10 protein-coding genes are annotated in these 16,438 nt (G+C 70.0%); 5 read left to right on the top strand and 5 right to left on the bottom strand.

Translation table 11 applies throughout. The features are described 5' to 3' along the window. Positions 1-276 precede the first annotated feature (276 nt). Complete coding sequence (locus tag ACZ45Z_RS26535; protein ID WP_468367223.1) at positions 277-1,524, bottom strand: PAC2 family protein; 1,248 nt, start codon at positions 1,522-1,524, stop codon at positions 277-279. A gap of 315 nt (positions 1,525-1,839) precedes the next feature. On the opposite strand from ACZ45Z_RS26535, the gene ACZ45Z_RS26540 reads away from it, so the two are divergent. Continuing rightward, positions 1,840-2,625 (top strand): SDR family oxidoreductase, encoded by a 786-nt coding sequence (locus ACZ45Z_RS26540; RefSeq protein WP_468367226.1) that lies wholly within the window; start codon positions 1,840-1,842, stop codon positions 2,623-2,625. 387 nt (positions 2,626-3,012) lie between these two features. Here ACZ45Z_RS26540 and ACZ45Z_RS26545 read toward each other — a convergent pair whose 3' ends face one another. The 4 genes from ACZ45Z_RS26545 to ACZ45Z_RS26560 form a co-directional block, all read right to left on the bottom strand. Further along, a complete protein-coding gene (locus ACZ45Z_RS26545; protein WP_468367229.1) occupies positions 3,013-4,617 on the bottom strand; it encodes a glycerol-3-phosphate dehydrogenase/oxidase in 1,605 nt (534 codons plus the stop codon). A gap of 3 nt (positions 4,618-4,620) precedes the next feature. Beyond that, positions 4,621-6,171: a glycerol kinase GlpK gene (gene glpK / locus ACZ45Z_RS26550; RefSeq protein ID WP_468367232.1), complete on the bottom strand. Its 1,551-nt coding sequence runs from the start codon at positions 6,169-6,171 to the stop codon at positions 4,621-4,623. Between the two features lie 49 nt (positions 6,172-6,220). Then, the gene (locus ACZ45Z_RS26555) at positions 6,221-7,009 is read right to left on the bottom strand and encodes an MIP/aquaporin family protein (protein ID WP_468367235.1); all 789 of its coding nucleotides are present in this window, start codon (positions 7,007-7,009) and stop codon (positions 6,221-6,223) included. Positions 7,010-7,236: 227 nt separating this feature from the next. Continuing rightward, the gene (locus tag ACZ45Z_RS26560) at positions 7,237-8,001 is read right to left on the bottom strand and encodes an IclR family transcriptional regulator (RefSeq protein ID WP_468367238.1); all 765 of its coding nucleotides are present in this window, start codon (positions 7,999-8,001) and stop codon (positions 7,237-7,239) included. A 239-nt stretch (positions 8,002-8,240) separates the two neighbouring features. On the opposite strand from ACZ45Z_RS26560, the gene metH reads away from it, so the two are divergent. The 4 genes from metH (at position 8,241) to ACZ45Z_RS26580 (ending at position 16,309) form a co-directional block, all read left to right on the top strand. Further along, a complete protein-coding gene (gene metH / locus ACZ45Z_RS26565) occupies positions 8,241-11,750 on the top strand; it encodes a methionine synthase (protein WP_468367241.1) in 3,510 nt (1,169 codons plus the stop codon). Between the two features lie 172 nt (positions 11,751-11,922). Then, entirely contained in the window at positions 11,923-12,624 is a 702-nt protein-coding gene (locus tag ACZ45Z_RS26570; RefSeq protein WP_468367243.1) for an HAD family hydrolase, read from the top strand. A gap of 375 nt (positions 12,625-12,999) precedes the next feature. Further along, positions 13,000-14,607: an ABC transporter substrate-binding protein gene (locus ACZ45Z_RS26575; RefSeq protein WP_468367245.1), complete on the top strand. Its 1,608-nt coding sequence runs from the start codon at positions 13,000-13,002 to the stop codon at positions 14,605-14,607. Positions 14,608-14,710: 103 nt separating this feature from the next. Further along, positions 14,711-16,309: an ABC transporter substrate-binding protein gene (locus ACZ45Z_RS26580; RefSeq protein WP_468367248.1), complete on the top strand. Its 1,599-nt coding sequence runs from the start codon at positions 14,711-14,713 to the stop codon at positions 16,307-16,309. Positions 16,310-16,438 lie beyond the last annotated feature (129 nt).

Raw genomic sequence — 16,438 nt, forward strand, 5'->3', positions numbered from 1 at the left:
CGCTGTCGACGCTCTGTTCGGGGTGGAATTGTAACCCCTGCTCGCGGCCCTCCTCTTTTTCTTCTCCGTAGCTCCTCCACCGATTGGAGAAGCCGCCCCGTTCTCACAGGAGGCCGGCGTTCCGCAGGAGGTCGGCGATCCGGCCGAAAGACGCCAACCGCCCGGCGCGCCGCGGGCGTTGCCGGTGGCGTCGGACCGGGTCGGGAAAGCGCGGGGGGCGCCGCCCGGCACTGTGACCGGTGCGGCGCCCCTTGAGCACTGGGCAGGGGAACGGGCTCAGCGTCCGGTGTCCGCCGGTCCGGCGTCCGGGCCGTCCTCGGTGGGACCGGCGTCGCCGGTGCCGGGCGGGCGCCCCTCCTGGCCGGAGGACCGCGAACCGTCCGCGGTGCCCGGCGCCCCGGGTGCGTCCTCCGCACCGGCGGGCCCGGCGGGCGTCGTTCCCTGATCCTCCGTCACCTCTGCGTCCGTGGACGGCTTGGGGCCCTTGCCCTCCCGCCGTTCCTCCCGCGGCTCCTCCGGCTTGTCCGACGTCTTGCTGTCCGGCGTCTTACCGTCCGGCGTCTTCGAGGCGGACCGCCGCGGCCGGGTGCGGCCGCTGGCGGTGTCGCGCAGATACGAGCCGTCGCGGCCGTCGGCGAGCCCGCCCTCCGTCGCCACGCCCGGCCCGGTCTGCGGGTCCCGGCGGCGCAGATAGCGCTCGAACTCGCGGGCGATGGCCTCGCCGGACGCCTCCGGGAGCTCCGCGGTGTCCCGCGCCTCCTCCAGCGACTGGACGTACTCGGCGACCTCGCTGTCCTCGGCCGCGAGCTGGTCCACGCCCAACTGCCAGGCGCGCGCGTCCTCGCTCAGCTCACCGAGCGGGATGCGCAGGTCGAGGAGGTCCTCCAGGCGGTTGAGCAGGGCGAGGCTGGCCTTGGGGTTGGGCGGCTGGGAGACGTAGTGCGGCACGGCGGCCCACAGGCTCACCGCCGGGACGCCCGCGTGCGTGCACGCCTCCTGGAGGATGCCCACGATGCCGGTGGGGCCTTCGTAGCGCGACTCCTCCAGATCCAGCCTCGTCGCGAGCTCGGCGTCGGAGGTGACGCCGCTGACCGGCACCGGGCGGGTGTGCGGGGTGTCGCCGAGCAGCGCGCCCAGCACCACCAGCATCTCCACGCCCAACTCATGGGCGAAGCCCAGGATTTCGTTGCAGAACGAGCGCCAGCGCATGCTGGGCTCGATGCCGCGGACCAGGACGAGGTCGCGCGGCCGCCCCTTGCCGTCGGAGTCGCTGACGCGGACGACGGACAGCCGGGTCGTCGGCCAAGTGATCTTGCGTACCCCGCCGTCGAGGAAGACGGTGGGGCGGTTCACCTGGAAGTCGTAGTAGTCCTCCGCGTCCAGCGCGGCGAAGACCTCGCCCTTCCACTCCCGGTCCAGGTGCGCGACCGCGGCGGAGGCGGCGTCGCCGGCGTCGTTCCAGCCTTCGAACGCGGCCACCATGACCGGGTCGATCAGCTCGGGCACCCCCTCCAGCTCGATCACCCAGCGCCTCCTTCCGACCGGTCGGGCCACCTCGGGGGCGGCCGCCGGCAGCAGATCCATTTGCGTGCGTTCCCAAGACTACGGCGTCCGCGGTGCCCGTTCGCAGCCCCTGTGCACGAACGAGTGGCCATTCGTCCGACCTGTCCCGGGGGCGGTTCGGCCAACTTCCGTCCGCGCCCGCCGGGGGCCCCGGGCCGGCGGTACGGCGTCCGGATTCCGCCGGTTTCCGGCCCCGCGGCGCCGCAGGATCGAGGCATCCCCGACGACGCGTACGGCGACGCTCGGACCGATCACGACAAAGGCGGAGACAAGGCGATGGCGATGACGACCACGGCGGCGACCACGACGACGGCGACCGGTGCGCGGCAGCTCGCGGGCAAGGCGGCGCTGGTGACCGGCGGCAGCCGGGGCATCGGCGAGGCGACAGCGGTCCGGCTGGCCGCCGAGGGCGCGGCGGTCGCCCTCACCTACCGGACCCGCGAGGACTTGGCCGAACAGGTGGTCAAACGGATCGAGGCGGCCGGCGGGCACGCCTGGGCGGTGCGTGCCGACAGCGCGGACGCGGAAGCGGTGTGGGCCTCGGTGGCGGGCACCGTCGAGCGGTTCGGCCGGCTCGACATCCTGGTGAACAACGCGGGCGCGGGACTGCTCGGCCCGTTCGAAGGGATCTCCCTGGCGGACGTGGACCGGGTGCTGCGGACGAACGTCCGGGCGCCCTTCCTGACGGCGCAGGCCGCGGCCGCGCATCTGTCCGACGGCGGGCGGATCATCTCCATCGGCAGTTGCCTGGCGGAGCGGGTCCCCTTCCCCGGCGCCACGCTCTACGCCACCGGCAAGGCCGCGCTCATCGGCCTGACCAAGGCCCTCGCCAGGGAACTGGGGCCGCGCGGGATCACCGCCAACCTCGTCCATCCCGGGCCGATCGACACCGACATGAACCCGGCGGACGGCGAGAGCGCGCCGGCGCAGGCCGCGCTGACCGCGCTCGGCTCCTACGGCCGGGCCTCGGACGTCGCGGCGACGGTCGCGCACCTGGCGGGGGAGGGCGGTCGCTACATCACGGGCGCCTCGATCGCGGTGGACGGGGGCTTCGCGGTCTGATCGCCCTCGCCGCGGTGAGGGCAGCCGGGCGGTCGCCGACCGAACGCCCGGCTGCCCGGTCTCCGGCACGGCGTCGAGCGGCCACCGCTCCTCGCGCGTGAGGCGCACCGCGCCCGGGCCCGTGCCGCCTCCGTGTCCTGCCCGGCTCTGCCGCACCGGTCCGCCGGGCCTGAGCAGCCTGGGGTGATTATGACCCGGTGAGCACGTACCAACCCTCCGAACCACCGGCACCCGCGACGGCCTTGGACCGGCCCGGCGCCGGCCGGGCGGGCGGGGAGCGGCCCGCCGGACACGACGACGGGGCGGCCCCCGTGGACCGCCCCCTCGTCATTCCGTTGTGCGACGGGTCACTGACGGACAGTCAGTTGGCGTCGTTGGGCCGGGCCGTCAGCCCTCCAGCATGTCCTTGACCTTGGTCCGGACGTCCTCGGTGTCCAGGCCGCGGATGGTCAGGGTCGTCCGGCGGCGCAGCACGTCGTCGACCGTCTCGGCCCACTCGTGGTCGCGGGCGTAGGCGACCTGCGCCCAGATCTCCGGCGCGTCCGGGTGGATGCGCTCGGCCAGCGCCGGGTCGTCGTTCGCCAGGCGCGCGATGTCGAAGGACAGCGAACCGTAGTGGGTGGCCAGGTGCCGGGCGGTCTCCGGCGCCATCCGCGGGCCGGGGGTGCCGCCGTCCACCAGCAGCCGGTGGGCGACCGCGTTGGGGTTGGCGATGCCGGGCAGCGGGAGCTTCTTCGGCAGGTGCGCGATCGGCTCCATGTCCTCGGCCAGCGGGTGGCCGGGCAGCGCGGCGAGCTTGTTCATGACCGTACGGCCGATGTGCCGGAAGGTCGTCCACTTGCCGCCGGCCACCGACAGCATCCCGCCGCTGCCCTCGGTGACGACCGTCTCGCGCTTGGCCTTCGAGGTGTCGCCGGGGCCACCGGGCAGCACCCGCAGACCCGCGAAGGAGTACGTGATCAGGTCGCGGGAGAGCTGCTGGTCGCGGATGGAGAAGGCGGCCTCGTCCAGGATCTGGGCGGTGTCCTTCTCGGTGACCGCGACATCCGCCGGGTCGCCCTCGAACTCCTCGTCCGTGGTGCCCAGCAGCAGCATGTCCTCCCAGGGGAGGGCGAAGGTGATGCGGTACTTGTCGATCGGGGTGGCCAGCGCCGCCTTCCAGGGGGCGGTGCGCTTGAGGACCAGGTGCGCGCCCTTGGACAGCCGGATGGAGGGCGCCGCGTTCGGGTCCTCCAGCTTGCGCAGGTGGTCCACCCACGGCCCGGTGGCGTTGAGCACCAGGCGGGCGTTTATCCCGAACTCCTCACCGTCCATACGGTCCTTGAGCTCGGCACCGGTGACCCGGCCCTGGGTGAAGCGCAGGCCGGTGACCTCCGCGTGGTTGAGGACCGTGGCACCCGCCTGGACGGCGGCGCGGACGGTCATCAGGGCCATCCGGGAGTCGTTCATCTGGTCGTCGCCGTACACGGCCACGGCCTTGAGGTTGTCCGTCTGGAGCTCCGGCACGTCGCGCGCGGCCTTGGCCGGGCTGATGACATGGCCGACGCCGTCACCGAACGCGGACAGTGCGGAGTAGGCGAAGACGCCCGCGCCGAGCTTGGCCGCGCCGTGCGGGCCGCCCTTGTAGACGGGCAGGTAGAACTTCAGGGGGTTGGCGAGGTGCGGTGCCACCTGGCGGGAGACCGCACGCCGCTCGAAGTGGTTCTCCGCGACCAGCTTGACCGCACCGGTCTGGAGGTAGCGCAGACCGCCGTGCAGCAGCTTGGAGGAGGCGGAGGAGGTGGCGCCGGCGAAGTCACCGGCGTCCACCAGGGCCACCCGCAGCCCGGCCTGGGCGGCGTGCCAGGCAGTGGAGATGCCCAGGATGCCGCCACCGATCACCAGGAGGTCGTACGTCGCCTTGGAAAGCTGCTCCCGAGTCTCGGCGCGGCTCGCGTGCGAACCGTTGGCCGGGTGCGTCCCGAGTGCCGGGACGCTCTGCAGGGTGCTCATGTTTTACTCCTCGACTGTGCTGTCGTCGAGCCAGCCCATGGAGCGTTCCACGGCCTTGAGCCAGCTCTTGTACTCGCGGTCACGGGTGGCCGCGTCCATCCGTGGGGTCCACTCGGCGGCCCGGCGCCAGTTGGCGCGCAGTTCGTCGGTGCTGGACCAGAAGCCCACGGCCAGTCCGGCCGCGTAGGCAGCGCCGAGGCAGGTCGTCTCGGCGACCATCGGGCGCACCACGGGGGCGTCCAGGAAGTCCGAGAGGGTCTGCATCAGCAGGTTGTTGGAGGTCATGCCGCCGTCGACCTTGAGCGCGGTCAGCTCGACGCCGGAGTCCTTGGTCATGGCGTCGCTGATCTCGCGGGTCTGCCAGGCGGTGGCCTCCAGTACGGCACGGGCGATGTGCGCCTTGGTGACGTACCGGGTCAGGCCGGCGATGACACCGCGGGCGTCGGGGCGCCAGTACGGGGCGAACAGGCCGGAGAAGGCGGGGACGAAGTAGGCGCCGCCGTTGTCCTCGACCGAGCTGGCCAGCGTCTCGATCTCGGCCGCGCTGTTGATCAGGCCCATCTGGTCGCGCATCCACTGGACGAGCGAGCCGGTGACGGCGATGGAACCCTCGAGGGCGTAGACCGGCTTCTGGTCGCCGATGCGGTAGCCGACGGTGGTCAGCAGCCCGTTGTAGGAGTTGACGGGCTCGTCACCGGTGTTCATCAGCATGAAGGTGCCGGTGCCGTACGTGGACTTGGCCTCGCCCTTGTCGTAACAGGTCTGGCCGAAGAGCGCCGCCTGCTGGTCACCGAGCGCGGAGGCGACCGGGACGCCCGCCAGGACGCCGTCGGCGCAGTGCCCGTAGACCTCGGCCGAGGACTTGATCTCCGGCAGCACGGCCGCCGGGATGTCGATCGACTGGAGGATCTTGGGGTCCCACTCCAGGTTGTGGAGGTTCATCAGCAGGGTGCGCGAGGCGTTGGTGACGTCGGTGACGTGCACGCCGCCGTTGACGCCGCCGGTGAGGTTCCAGATGACCCAGGAGTCCATGGTGCCGAAGAGGATGTCGCCGGCCTCGGCGCGCTCGCGCAGGCCGTCGACGTTGTCCAGCAGCCAGCGGATCTTCGGGCCCGCGAAGTACGAGGCCAGCGGCAGGCCGGTCTCGCGGCGGAAGCGGTCCTGGCCGACGTTGCGGCCGAGCTCCTTGCAGAGCGCGTCGGTGCGGGTGTCCTGCCAGACGAGGGCGTTGTGGACGGGCTCACCGGTGTTCTTGTCCCAGAGCAGGGTGGTCTCGCGCTGGTTGGTGATGCCGATCGCCTTGACGTCGGCGGAGGTGATGCCGGCCTTCTCGACGGCGCCGGCGACGACCTGCTGGACGTTGGTCCAGATCTCCGTCGCGTCGTGCTCCACCCAGCCCGGCCGGGGGAAGATCTGCTCGTGCTCCTTCTGGTCGACGGAGACGATCCGGCCGTCCCGGTCGAAGACGATGCAGCGGCTGGAGGTGGTGCCCTGGTCGATGGCCGCGATGAACGGGCCGTGGCCGTGGGAGGCGGTGCTGTGGGTGTCGCTCATGGTGTGCTCCAAGGAATCTGTGCGGGCTCAGGCGGGGCGGTCATACGGCTCAGGCGAATGCCACCTGGTAGATGACGCCGGCGAGGGCTCCGCCGATCAGCGGGCCGACAACCGGGATCCATGCGTATCCCCAGTCTGAACCGCCCTTGTTCGGCAGCGGCAGAAGCGCGTGCACAATGCGCGGGCCGAGGTCGCGAACCGGGTTGATGGCGTAACCGGTCGGGCCGCCGAGCGAGAGGCCGATGCCCACGACGACGAGCGCGACCAACAGGGTGCCGATGACGCCGACGCCCTTGCCGTTGTCGCTCAGACCCAGGGTGAGGATCGCCAGCACGAGCACTATGGTGGCGATGATCTCGGTGGCCAGGTTCTGCACGGCGTGCCGGATCTCCGGGCCGGTGGAGAAGATGCCCAGGACCGGGCCGGCCTTCGGCGCGGCGGCCTTGTCGACCATGCCCTCGTCGCCGTTGTGGGCGGCGAGGACCTCGGGGTCACTCAGATGGGCCCGGAACTGTCCGTAGTACGTGATCCACACCAGCACCGCGCCGATCATGGCGCCGAGCAGCTCGCCGGCGAAGTACACCGGGACCTGGTCCCACTCGGTGCCGCCCTTGATGGCGAGGCCGATGGTGACGGCGGGGTTGAGGTGTGCGCCGGACTTGGCGGCGATGTAGGCACCCGTGAGGACGGCGAAGCCCCACCCGAAGGTGATGGCCACCCATCCGGCGTTGAACGCCTTGGAGCGCTTGAACGTGACGGCGGCGCAGACGCCACCGCCCAGCAGGATCAGAACGGCGGTACCGATGGTTTCGCTGATGAAGATGTCGGAGCTGGACACCCGCGACTCCTTTGTCCTTCGTCCAGGGGAAGGCGAACCCCGGGTCCCTCCGGTGGTCCGCGCCCTACTGGAGGGCGTTGGTCGGCCCGCGGCAGTGCCCACCATAGCGAATATTGTCGTTAGGTGTTCGACAATGCCGACCGACGAACGGCAGTTTTGTTTACGCACGAGACCCCGTCAAGGGTCCCGTGGCGAAAAACTTCCGTGAACATACGGTTCGAATCGGGTCAGAATCGTCCGGCGCCAAGATCCCTGGACACCGCACGGGCGCAATCGCGTACCGCGGCGACGATTTCCGGCCGCAGCTCACCGTCCCGGCAGAGCCGCTCCACGGCACCGGCGACGCCCACCGCGCCCACCGGCATCCGCCGCCGGTCGTGGATCGGCGCGGCCACCGAGGCGACGCCGTCCCAGGTCTCCTCCACGTCCGAGGCCCAGCCGCGCGCCCGGATCAGCTCCAGCAACCCCTCGAACTCCGCCAGGTCCGTCACCGTGCGCGGGGTGAACGCCTCCCGCTCCACCTCGACGACCTCGCTGTGCGCCACCGGGTCGTAGGCCGAGAGGACCTTGCCCAGCGCCGTGCTGTGCAGCGGCTGCATCGCCCCGACCTCCAGCACCTGCCGGCTGTCGTCCGGCCGGAAGACGTGGTGCACGACCAGCACGCCCTTTTGGTGCAGGACGCCGAGATAGACGCTCTCCCCGCTGGAACGCGCCAGGTCGTCGGTCCAGACCAGGGCGCGGGCGCGCAGCTCGTGGACGTCCAGATAGCTGTTGCCCAGGCGCAGCAGCTCCGCGCCGAGCTGGTAGCGGCCGGAGTTCTGGTCCTGCTCCACGAAGCCCTCCTGCTGGAGCGTGCGCAGGATTCCGTGGGCGGTGCCCTTGGCCAGCCCCAGGGAGGAGGAGATGTCGGAGAGCCCCAGGCGCCGTTCCCCTCCCGCGAGCAGCCGCAACATTGCGGCCGCGCGCTCCAGCGACTGGATGGTGCGTGCCATCGGGCAACCTCCGAGGTAAGCGGTTCGACAATCCCGAACGATATCGGCCCATGCCGACTCTTGGGGAGTGACTGAGCTCGGTCAACGATCATGGATAGTGCACCGCGCCCGGAAAAGACCCGGCTGTCCACGCCGTGGAACGGGGAACACCTGTACCGGACCGCCAGCTACGCTGGCCGAGTGCCCCCTCTCCCGGAGGGTGCAAAGCCGACAGCCGTCGCAACCAGGGGAGCATCTCCATGGCCTCGAACACGCCATCGTCCACCAGCACATCCCGAGTCGCGTCACTGCGTGAGGCACTGGCCTCGCGGGTGGTGGTCGCCGACGGGGCGATGGGCACGATGTTGCAGGCGCAGGACCCGTCGATGGAGGACTTCCAGCAGTTGGAAGGCTGCAACGAGGTCCTCAACGTGACGCGTCCGGACATCGTCCGCGCGGTGCACGCGGAGTACTTCGCGGTCGGTGTGGACTGCGTGGAGACCAACACCTTCGGCGCGAACTACGCCGCGCTGGCAGAGTACGACATCGCCGAGCGCGTCTTCGAGCTGTCGGAGTCCGGTGCCCGCCTCGCGCGGGAGGTGGCGGACGAGTTCACCGCCTCGACCGGCCAGCAGCGCTATGTGCTGGGTTCGATGGGCCCGGGCACGAAGCTGCCGACGCTGGGCCACGCCCCGTACGTGACGCTGCGCGACGCCTACCAGCAGAACGCCGAGGGCATGATCGCCGGCGGCGCGGACGCGCTGCTGGTGGAGACCACCCAGGACCTGCTGCAGACCAAGGCCGCCATTCTCGGTGCCCGCCGCGCCTTGAAGGCGACCGGCACCGACCTGCCGGTGATCTGTTCGGTGACGGTGGAGACGACCGGCACGATGCTGCTGGGTTCGGAGATCGGGGCGGCGCTGACGGCGCTGGAGCCGCTGGGCATCGACATGATCGGCCTGAACTGCGCGACCGGTCCGGCGGAGATGAGCGAGCACCTGCGCTATCTGGCGCGCCACTCGCGGATCCCGCTGGCCTGCATGCCCAACGCGGGGCTGCCGGTGCTGGGCAAGGACGGCGCGCATTACCCGCTGACGGCCGGGGAGCTGGCCGACGCGCAGGAGACGTTCGTGGCCGAATACGGACTGTCGCTGGTGGGCGGGTGCTGCGGGACGACGCCGGAACACCTGCGGCAGGTCGTGGAGCGCGTGCGGGGCCTGGCGCCGGCGCCGCGGCAGCCGCGTCCGGAGCCGGGCGCCGCGTCGCTGTACCAGACGGTGCCGTTCCGGCAGGACACCTCGTTCCTGGCGATCGGGGAGCGGACGAACGCCAACGGCTCGAAGAAGTTCCGTGAGGCCATGCTGGACGGTCGGTGGGACGACTGTGTGGAGATGGCCCGCGACCAGATCCGTGAGGGCGCGCACATGCTCGACCTGTGCGTCGACTACGTGGGCCGCGACGGGGTGGCGGACATGGAGGAGCTGGCCGGCCGCTTCGCCACCGCCTCCACGCTGCCGATCGTGCTGGACTCCACCGAGGTGGAGGTGCTGCGCGCCGGCCTGGAGAAGCTCGGTGGCCGCGCGGTCATCAACTCCGTCAACTACGAGGACGGCGACGGGCCCGAGTCGCGGTTCGCGAAGGTCACGGAGCTGGCGGCGGAGCACGGCGCGGCACTGATCGCGCTGACCATCAACGAGGAGGGCCAGGCCCGCACGGTCGAGGACAAGGTCGCCATCGCCGAGCGGCTGATCGCGGACCTGACCGGCAACTGGGGCATCCACGAGTCGGACATCCTCATCGACTGCCTGACCTTCACCATCTGCACCGGGCAGGAGGAGTCCCGCAAGGACGGCATCGCCACGATCGAGGCGATCCGGGAGCTGAAGCGGCGCCACCCCGAGGTGCAGACGACGCTGGGCCTGTCCAACATCTCCTTCGGCCTCAACCCGGCCGCGCGCATCCTGCTGAACTCCGTCTTCCTGGACGAGTGCGTCAAGGCCGGTCTGGACTCGGCGATCGTGCACGCGAGCAAGATCCTGCCGATCGCCCGGTTCGACGACGAGCAGGTGACCGTCGCGCTCGACCTGATCTACGACCGGCGTGCGGAGGGCTATGACCCCCTGCAGCGGTTGATGGAGCTGTTCGAGGGCGTCAACACCAAGTCGATGAAGGCGGGCAAGACCGAGGAACTGCTCGCGCTGCCGCTGGAGGAGCGCCTCAAGCGGCGCATCATCGACGGCGAGAAGAACGGCCTGGAGACCGACCTCGACGAGGCCCTGGAGACCCGCCCGGCACTGGACATCGTCAACGACACCCTGCTCGAGGGCATGAAGGTCGTCGGTGAGCTGTTCGGCTCCGGCCAGATGCAGTTGCCGTTCGTGCTCCAGTCCGCCGAGGTCATGAAGACGGCGGTGGCGTATCTGGAGCCGCACATGGAGAAGACCGACGACGAGGGCAAGGGCACGATCGTGCTGGCCACCGTCCGCGGCGACGTGCACGACATCGGCAAGAACCTCGTCGACATCATCCTGTCCAACAACGGCTACAACGTCGTCAACCTGGGCATCAAGCAGCCCGTCTCCGCGATCCTGGAAGCCGCCGAGGAGCACCGCGCCGACGTCATCGGCATGTCGGGGCTGCTGGTCAAGTCCACCGTGATCATGAAGGAGAACCTCCAGGAGCTCAACCAGCGCAAGATGGCCGCCGACTTCCCCGTCATCCTCGGCGGTGCGGCCCTCACGCGCGCCTACGTCGAGCAGGACCTGCACGAGATCTACGAGGGCGAGGTCCGCTACGCCCGCGACGCGTTCGAGGGCCTGCGCCTGATGGACGCCCTGATCGCCGTCAAGCGCGGCGTTCCGGGGGCCTCGCTCCCGGAACTGAAGCAGCGCCGGGTGCCCAAGCGGGACACGGCGGTGCTGGAGGTGGAGGAGCCCGAGGGCTCGGTCCGCTCCGACGTGGCCATCGACAACCCGGTCCCGACCCCGCCGTTCTGGGGCACCCGCGTCGTCAAGGGCATCCAGCTCGCCGACTACGCCTCCTGGCTCGATGAGGGCGCGCTGTTCAAGGGCCAGTGGGGCCTGAAGCAGGCGCGGACCGGCGAGGGACCGACGTACGAGGAGCTGGTGGAGCGCGAGGGCCGGCCCCGGCTGCGCGGCTGGCTGGACAAGCTCCAGACCGAGAACCTCCTCGAAGCCGCCGTCGTCCACGGCTACTTCCCCTGCGTGTCCAAGGGCGAGGACCTGATCCTGCTGCACGAGGACGGCACCGAGCGCACCCGCTTCACCTTCCCCCGCCAGCGCCGCGGCCGCCGCCTGTGCCTGGCGGACTTCTTCCGCCCGGAGGAGTCCGGCGAAACGGACGTCGTCGGTCTCCAGGTCGTCACCGTCGGCTCGAAGATCGGCGGCGCCACCGCCGAACTCTTCGAAGCCAACGCCTACCGCGACTACCTCGAACTGCACGGCCTGTCCGTCCAGTTGGCCGAGGCCCTCGCCGAATACTGGCACGCCCGCGTCCGCGCGGAGTTGGGCTTCGCGGGCGAGGACCCCGCCGACGTCGAGGACATGTTCGCGCTCAAGTACCGCGGCGCGCGCTTCTCCCTCGGCTACGGCGCCTGCCCGGACCTGGAGGACCGCGCGAAGATCGCCGACCTGCTCAAGCCGGAGCGCATCGGCGTCGAGCTGTCCGAGGAGTTCCAGCTCCACCCCGAGCAGTCCACCGACGCCATCGTCATCCACCACCCCGAGGCGAAGTACTTCAACGCCCGGTGACGCGCGCGGAGCCGTCCCCGGGCACCGGCGGACGGCTCCCGCTCGCGCCCGCACGCGCTCTCGCGCACACAGTCGTACACTGGTCGATCCGGTAGTGGCCGGTCGGCTCCCCAGCCCGGGGAGCCGACCGGCCCTTTCGTCCCTTCGGGGACGTCCTCACGGAGGTGGATGGATGACCAGCAGCATCCCCGCAGTCGGCACCCGAACGGCCGAAGCCGCGACCCTCCAAGCCGTGTTCCTCGATCTGGACGGCACGCTCGTCGACACCGAGGGATTCTGGTGGGAGGCCGAGGCCGAGGTCTTCGCCGAACTGGGCCACATCCTGGACGAAACGCACCGCGAGGTGGTCGTCGGCGGCCCCATGACGCGCAGTGCCGGCTATCTGATTCAGGCCACCGGCGCGAACATCACCCTGGCCGAGCTCAGCCTGCTGCTCAACGCCCGGTTCGCGGCCCGCATCCGCCGGGGCGTCCCGCTCATGCCGGGCGCCCGCAGGCTGCTGGCCGAACTGGCCGCCCATCAGGTGCCCACCGCACTGGTCTCCGCCTCACACCGCACCATCATCGACCGGATGCTGCACTGGCTCGGCCCGGAACACTTCCGGCTGACCCTCGCGGGCGATGACCTGGAACGCACCAAGCCGCACCCCGACCCGTATCTGACGGCCGCGGCCCGGCTGGGTGTGGAGCCCGCGCGCTGCGCCGTCATCGAGGACACCATGACGGGCGTGCGGGCGGGCGAGGCGGCGGGCTGCCGGGTCGTCGCGGTGCCGTCCGTGACCCCGATCCCGCACGCGCCGGGCCGGACGGTCGTGCGTTCGCTCGAAGAAGTCGATCTGGCTTTTCTCCGGTCGCTCATCACGGAAAGCCCGTGAACCGTACACCGAGCGTGTCACCCGGAAAGCCGACCGGAACTCAGGGCAGCGGGACGCTCATTTTCCGTGACGAATGCGCTGGCTGAATTCACGCAGTCGCGCGGATTAGCGAAAGCGTGAGGTTTCTCACGTGCCGGGCCGTCGACAGCGGACCCAACAGGTGTTCCGAGGGGTGCGTTTGGTGGAATCTACGGGGGTAACTGTCCGGATTGGTGGGGCAACGCGTGAAACGTTCCGCCGTCCGGATATCGGTCACCCCCACATTCCAATCCGGTACCCATATCGATTCAACTCCGTTCTGTACCGGACTCGCTGGCCGTTCCTACTAATGTCGACGCGAGCAACACCTCTGCGCTGATAAGGAACCTGCCGACGATGAATCGCAAGACCTTGGTGCTGCCGGCGCTGGCCGGCCTCCTGGTGCCCGCGCTCGCCGCCTGCGGCGGTTCTGACGGCGCGGGTGAGGGTGGCGATGCCATCGTCGTCGGAGTCGCCTCCCGGATCGAGGCCACCAAGGAAGCGCCCGCGCCCCTCGACCCGGCGCAGGCCTACGACGTCGACGCCTGGAACGTGCTGCGCGGCACGCTCCAGACCCTGCTGCGGCTGCCCAGGACCGGTACGGCGCCGGTGCCCGAGGCGGCCGAATCCTGCGGGTTCCGCGACACGCAGAACGAGCAGTACCGCTGCACCCTGCGCGACGGCCTGAAGTTCTCCAACGGCCACGCGCTCACGTCCAAGGACGTCAAGTTCTCCCTCGACCGGCTGAACGAGATCAACTACACCAACGGTCCGGTGTCGCTGCTCAACGACATCGACAAGGTCGAGACGCCCAGCGACACCGAGGTGGTCTTCCACCTCAAGAAGCCGGACGCCACCTTCCCGCAGAAGCTCGCGACGCCGGCCGCGGCCATCGTCGACAGCGAGGTGTATCCCAAGTACCGCCTCTACAAGGGCTTCGACGTCGTCGGCTCGGGCCCCTACACCCTGAAGACCGAAGGCCGCAGCAATGGCGTCACCAAGGCGGTCTTCACCAAGAACCCCGACTACAAGGGCGGGATGGCGCCGCGGAACGCGAAGATCGAGATGCGTTTCTTCGACGACTCCAACGTCATGGAGAAGGCGCTGCGCAAGGGCGACATCGACCTGATGAACCGCGGTCTGTCGCCCGACCAGATCAAGGGCCTGGAGAACTCCCGGAGCGAGCACATCGCCCTCCAGGAGACGTCCGGCCAGGAGATCCGCTACCTCGCCTTCGACACCAAGAACCCGGTGGTGGCCAACAAGGCCGTACGCCAGGCGATGGCCAGGGTCGTCGACCGCTCCGAGCTGGTGCGCGACGTCTACGCCTACACCGGTGACCCGCTCTACTCGCTCGTCCCCACCGGCCTCACCGGCCACATCAACTCCTTCTTCACCAAGTACGGGAACCCCAGCATCCCGGCCGCCCGCAAGGCCCTGGAGGAGGCGAACATCCCCACCCCGGTGAAACTGACCCTCGCCTACACCACCAACCACTACGGCTCCAGCACCGTCAAGGAATTCCGTACGCTGCAGAGCCAGCTCAACCGGAGCAAGCTGTTCGATGTCGACATCAAGGGCATCGACAACTGGCAGAAGTTCCGCACCGACACCTCGGCCGGCAAGTACAGCGTCTACGGTATGGGCTGGTTCGCCGACCTGCCGGACCCGGACAACTACATCGCGCCGTTCATCGGCAAGGGAAACTTCCTCAACTCCCCCTACCGCAACACCAAAATCGAAACGCAGCTCATCCCGACGACGCGCCGGCAGACCGACCGCAACTCCGCCGCGGCCGGCTTCAAGCAGGCCCAGGACATCATCGCCGAAGACGTTCCGCTCCTCCCGCTGTGGCAGGGCAAGCAGTACGTCGCCGCCCGCGACGACATCACCGGCGTGGAGTGGGCCCTCAACTCCTCCTCCGCGCTGCAGATCTGGGAACTGGGCCGCGGCGTCGCCGACTGACGATGCGACGCGAAAGACGCCGGACACCTATCCTCGCGGCCGTGGCCTCCGCCGCGGCTCGACCCCGCAGTAACTCTTTTCCCCAGATCGTAAGGAACATGTAGTGAGGAAGCGTGACCAGTGGCTGGCCGCCCCGATCGGAGCGGGGCTGACCACAGCCCTTCTCGCGCTCGCCGGGTGCGGCACACAGGACTCGGGCGCCGCCGGCACCGGCGAGCCCGTGGTCATGGGAATGACGGACAAGGTCGTCGCCACCGACCCCGCCGCCGGCTACGACCCCGGGTCGTGGCTGCTGTTCAACAACGTTTTCCAGTCGCTGCTGAGCTTCCCCAAGGGCGGTACCAAGCCCGAGCCGGAGGCGGCCAAGAACTGCTCCTTCACCGACAGCGGCAGCACCGTCTTCCGCTGCACCCTCAAGGACGGCCTGACCTTCAGCAACGGTGACGCGCTGACCTCGAAGGACGTCAAGTACTCCTTCGACCGCACCAAGCGCATCAAGGACGAGAACGGCCCCGCCGTGATGTTCTCCTCCCTGGACAAGGTGGAGACGCCCGACGACAAGACCGTCGTCTTCCACCTCAAGACGCCCGACGCCACCTTCCCCATGAAGATCGCGTCCGGCGCCGGCTCCATCGTCGACCACGCCGCCTACCCGGCCGACCGGCTGCGCACCGACGGCAAGGCCGTCGGCTCGGGCGTCTACACCCTGGAGGCCTACGACAAGAAGCACGCCCGCTTCGCCGTCAACCCCTCCTACAAGGGTCCCGCCAAGGTCAAGAACTCCGGCATGACCGTGAAGTTCTTCGACGCGCGCGAGAAGCTGAAGAAGGCCGTCCAGAGCGGCAGCGTGGACCTCGCCTACCGCGGTCTGGCCATGAAGGACATCGCCCAGCTCGACCGGGCCTCGCTGCGCGACCAGCACGGCACCCAGGTCATAGAGGGCGGCAGCGCCGAGGTCATGCACCTGGTCTTCAACATGAAGGACCCGGTCGCCGGCAAGCCCGGCGTCCGCAAGGCGATCGCCTACCTCCTGGACCGCTCCACCCTGGTCCGGGACGTCTACCAGCACACCGCCGAGCCGCTGTACTCGATCGTCCCGGCCGGCATCACCGGCCACAACACCGCCTTCTTCAACACCTACGGTGACCGGCCGCAGCCCGACAAGGCGGCCGCCGCCCTGCGCGGCGCGGGCATGCGCGGCAAGGCCCCGGTCACCCTGTGGGCCACCCCCGACCGCTTCGGCCCGGGCACCGTCGCCGCCTTCCAGGAGATCGCCCAACAGCTCAACCACAGCGGCCTGTTCGACGCCCGGGTGCGCTCGGTGTCCACCGAGGAGTACGAGAAGGGCGTCGCCTCCGGCCGGTTCGGCTTCTACGTCAAGGGCTGGATCCCGGACTACCCGGACCCGGACAACTTCACCCAGCCGTTCTTCGGCAAGGACAGCGTCGTCGCCAACCACTACGACTCGCCCCGCATCACCGGGCGCCTGCTGCCCAAGACGGCCGACGAGCCGGACCGCGGCGCCACCAAGGAGGCGTTCCGCGAGCTCCAGGACATCGTCGCGCAGGACGTGCCGATGCTGCCGATATGGCAGGGCAAGCAGTACGCGGTCGCCCGCGAGGGGATCTCCGGCCTGGAATGGACCCTGGACTCCTCGACCGTCTTCCGCTTCTGGGAGATCAGCAAGGCGGCCGACGCCTGACCGGCCCGCACCACAGCGCACACACGCCACGGCGGGGGGGGGGGGGGGGGGGGGGGGGGGGCCCCCACTCCCCCCCCCCCCCCCCCCCCCCCCCCCCCACCCCTCGAACACCACACCCCCCTCTCCTTC

The organism is Streptomyces sp. NPDC031210 (genome assembly GCF_055570395.1).

Coding starts and splice junctions, on each gene's coding strand:
- ACZ45Z_RS26540 (WP_468367226.1), top strand. CDS start 1,840: ATGGCGATGACGACCACGGCGGCGACCACGACGACGGCGACCGGTGCG.
- ACZ45Z_RS26545 (WP_468367229.1), bottom strand. CDS start 4,617: ATGAGCACCCTGCAGAGCGTCCCGGCACTCGGGACGCACCCGGCCAAC.
- glpK (WP_468367232.1), bottom strand. CDS start 6,171: ATGAGCGACACCCACAGCACCGCCTCCCACGGCCACGGCCCGTTCATC.
- ACZ45Z_RS26560 (WP_468367238.1), bottom strand. CDS start 8,001: ATGGCACGCACCATCCAGTCGCTGGAGCGCGCGGCCGCAATGTTGCGG.
- metH (WP_468367241.1), top strand. CDS start 8,241: ATGGCCTCGAACACGCCATCGTCCACCAGCACATCCCGAGTCGCGTCA.
- ACZ45Z_RS26570 (WP_468367243.1), top strand. CDS start 11,923: ATGACCAGCAGCATCCCCGCAGTCGGCACCCGAACGGCCGAAGCCGCG.
- ACZ45Z_RS26575 (WP_468367245.1), top strand. CDS start 13,000: ATGAATCGCAAGACCTTGGTGCTGCCGGCGCTGGCCGGCCTCCTGGTG.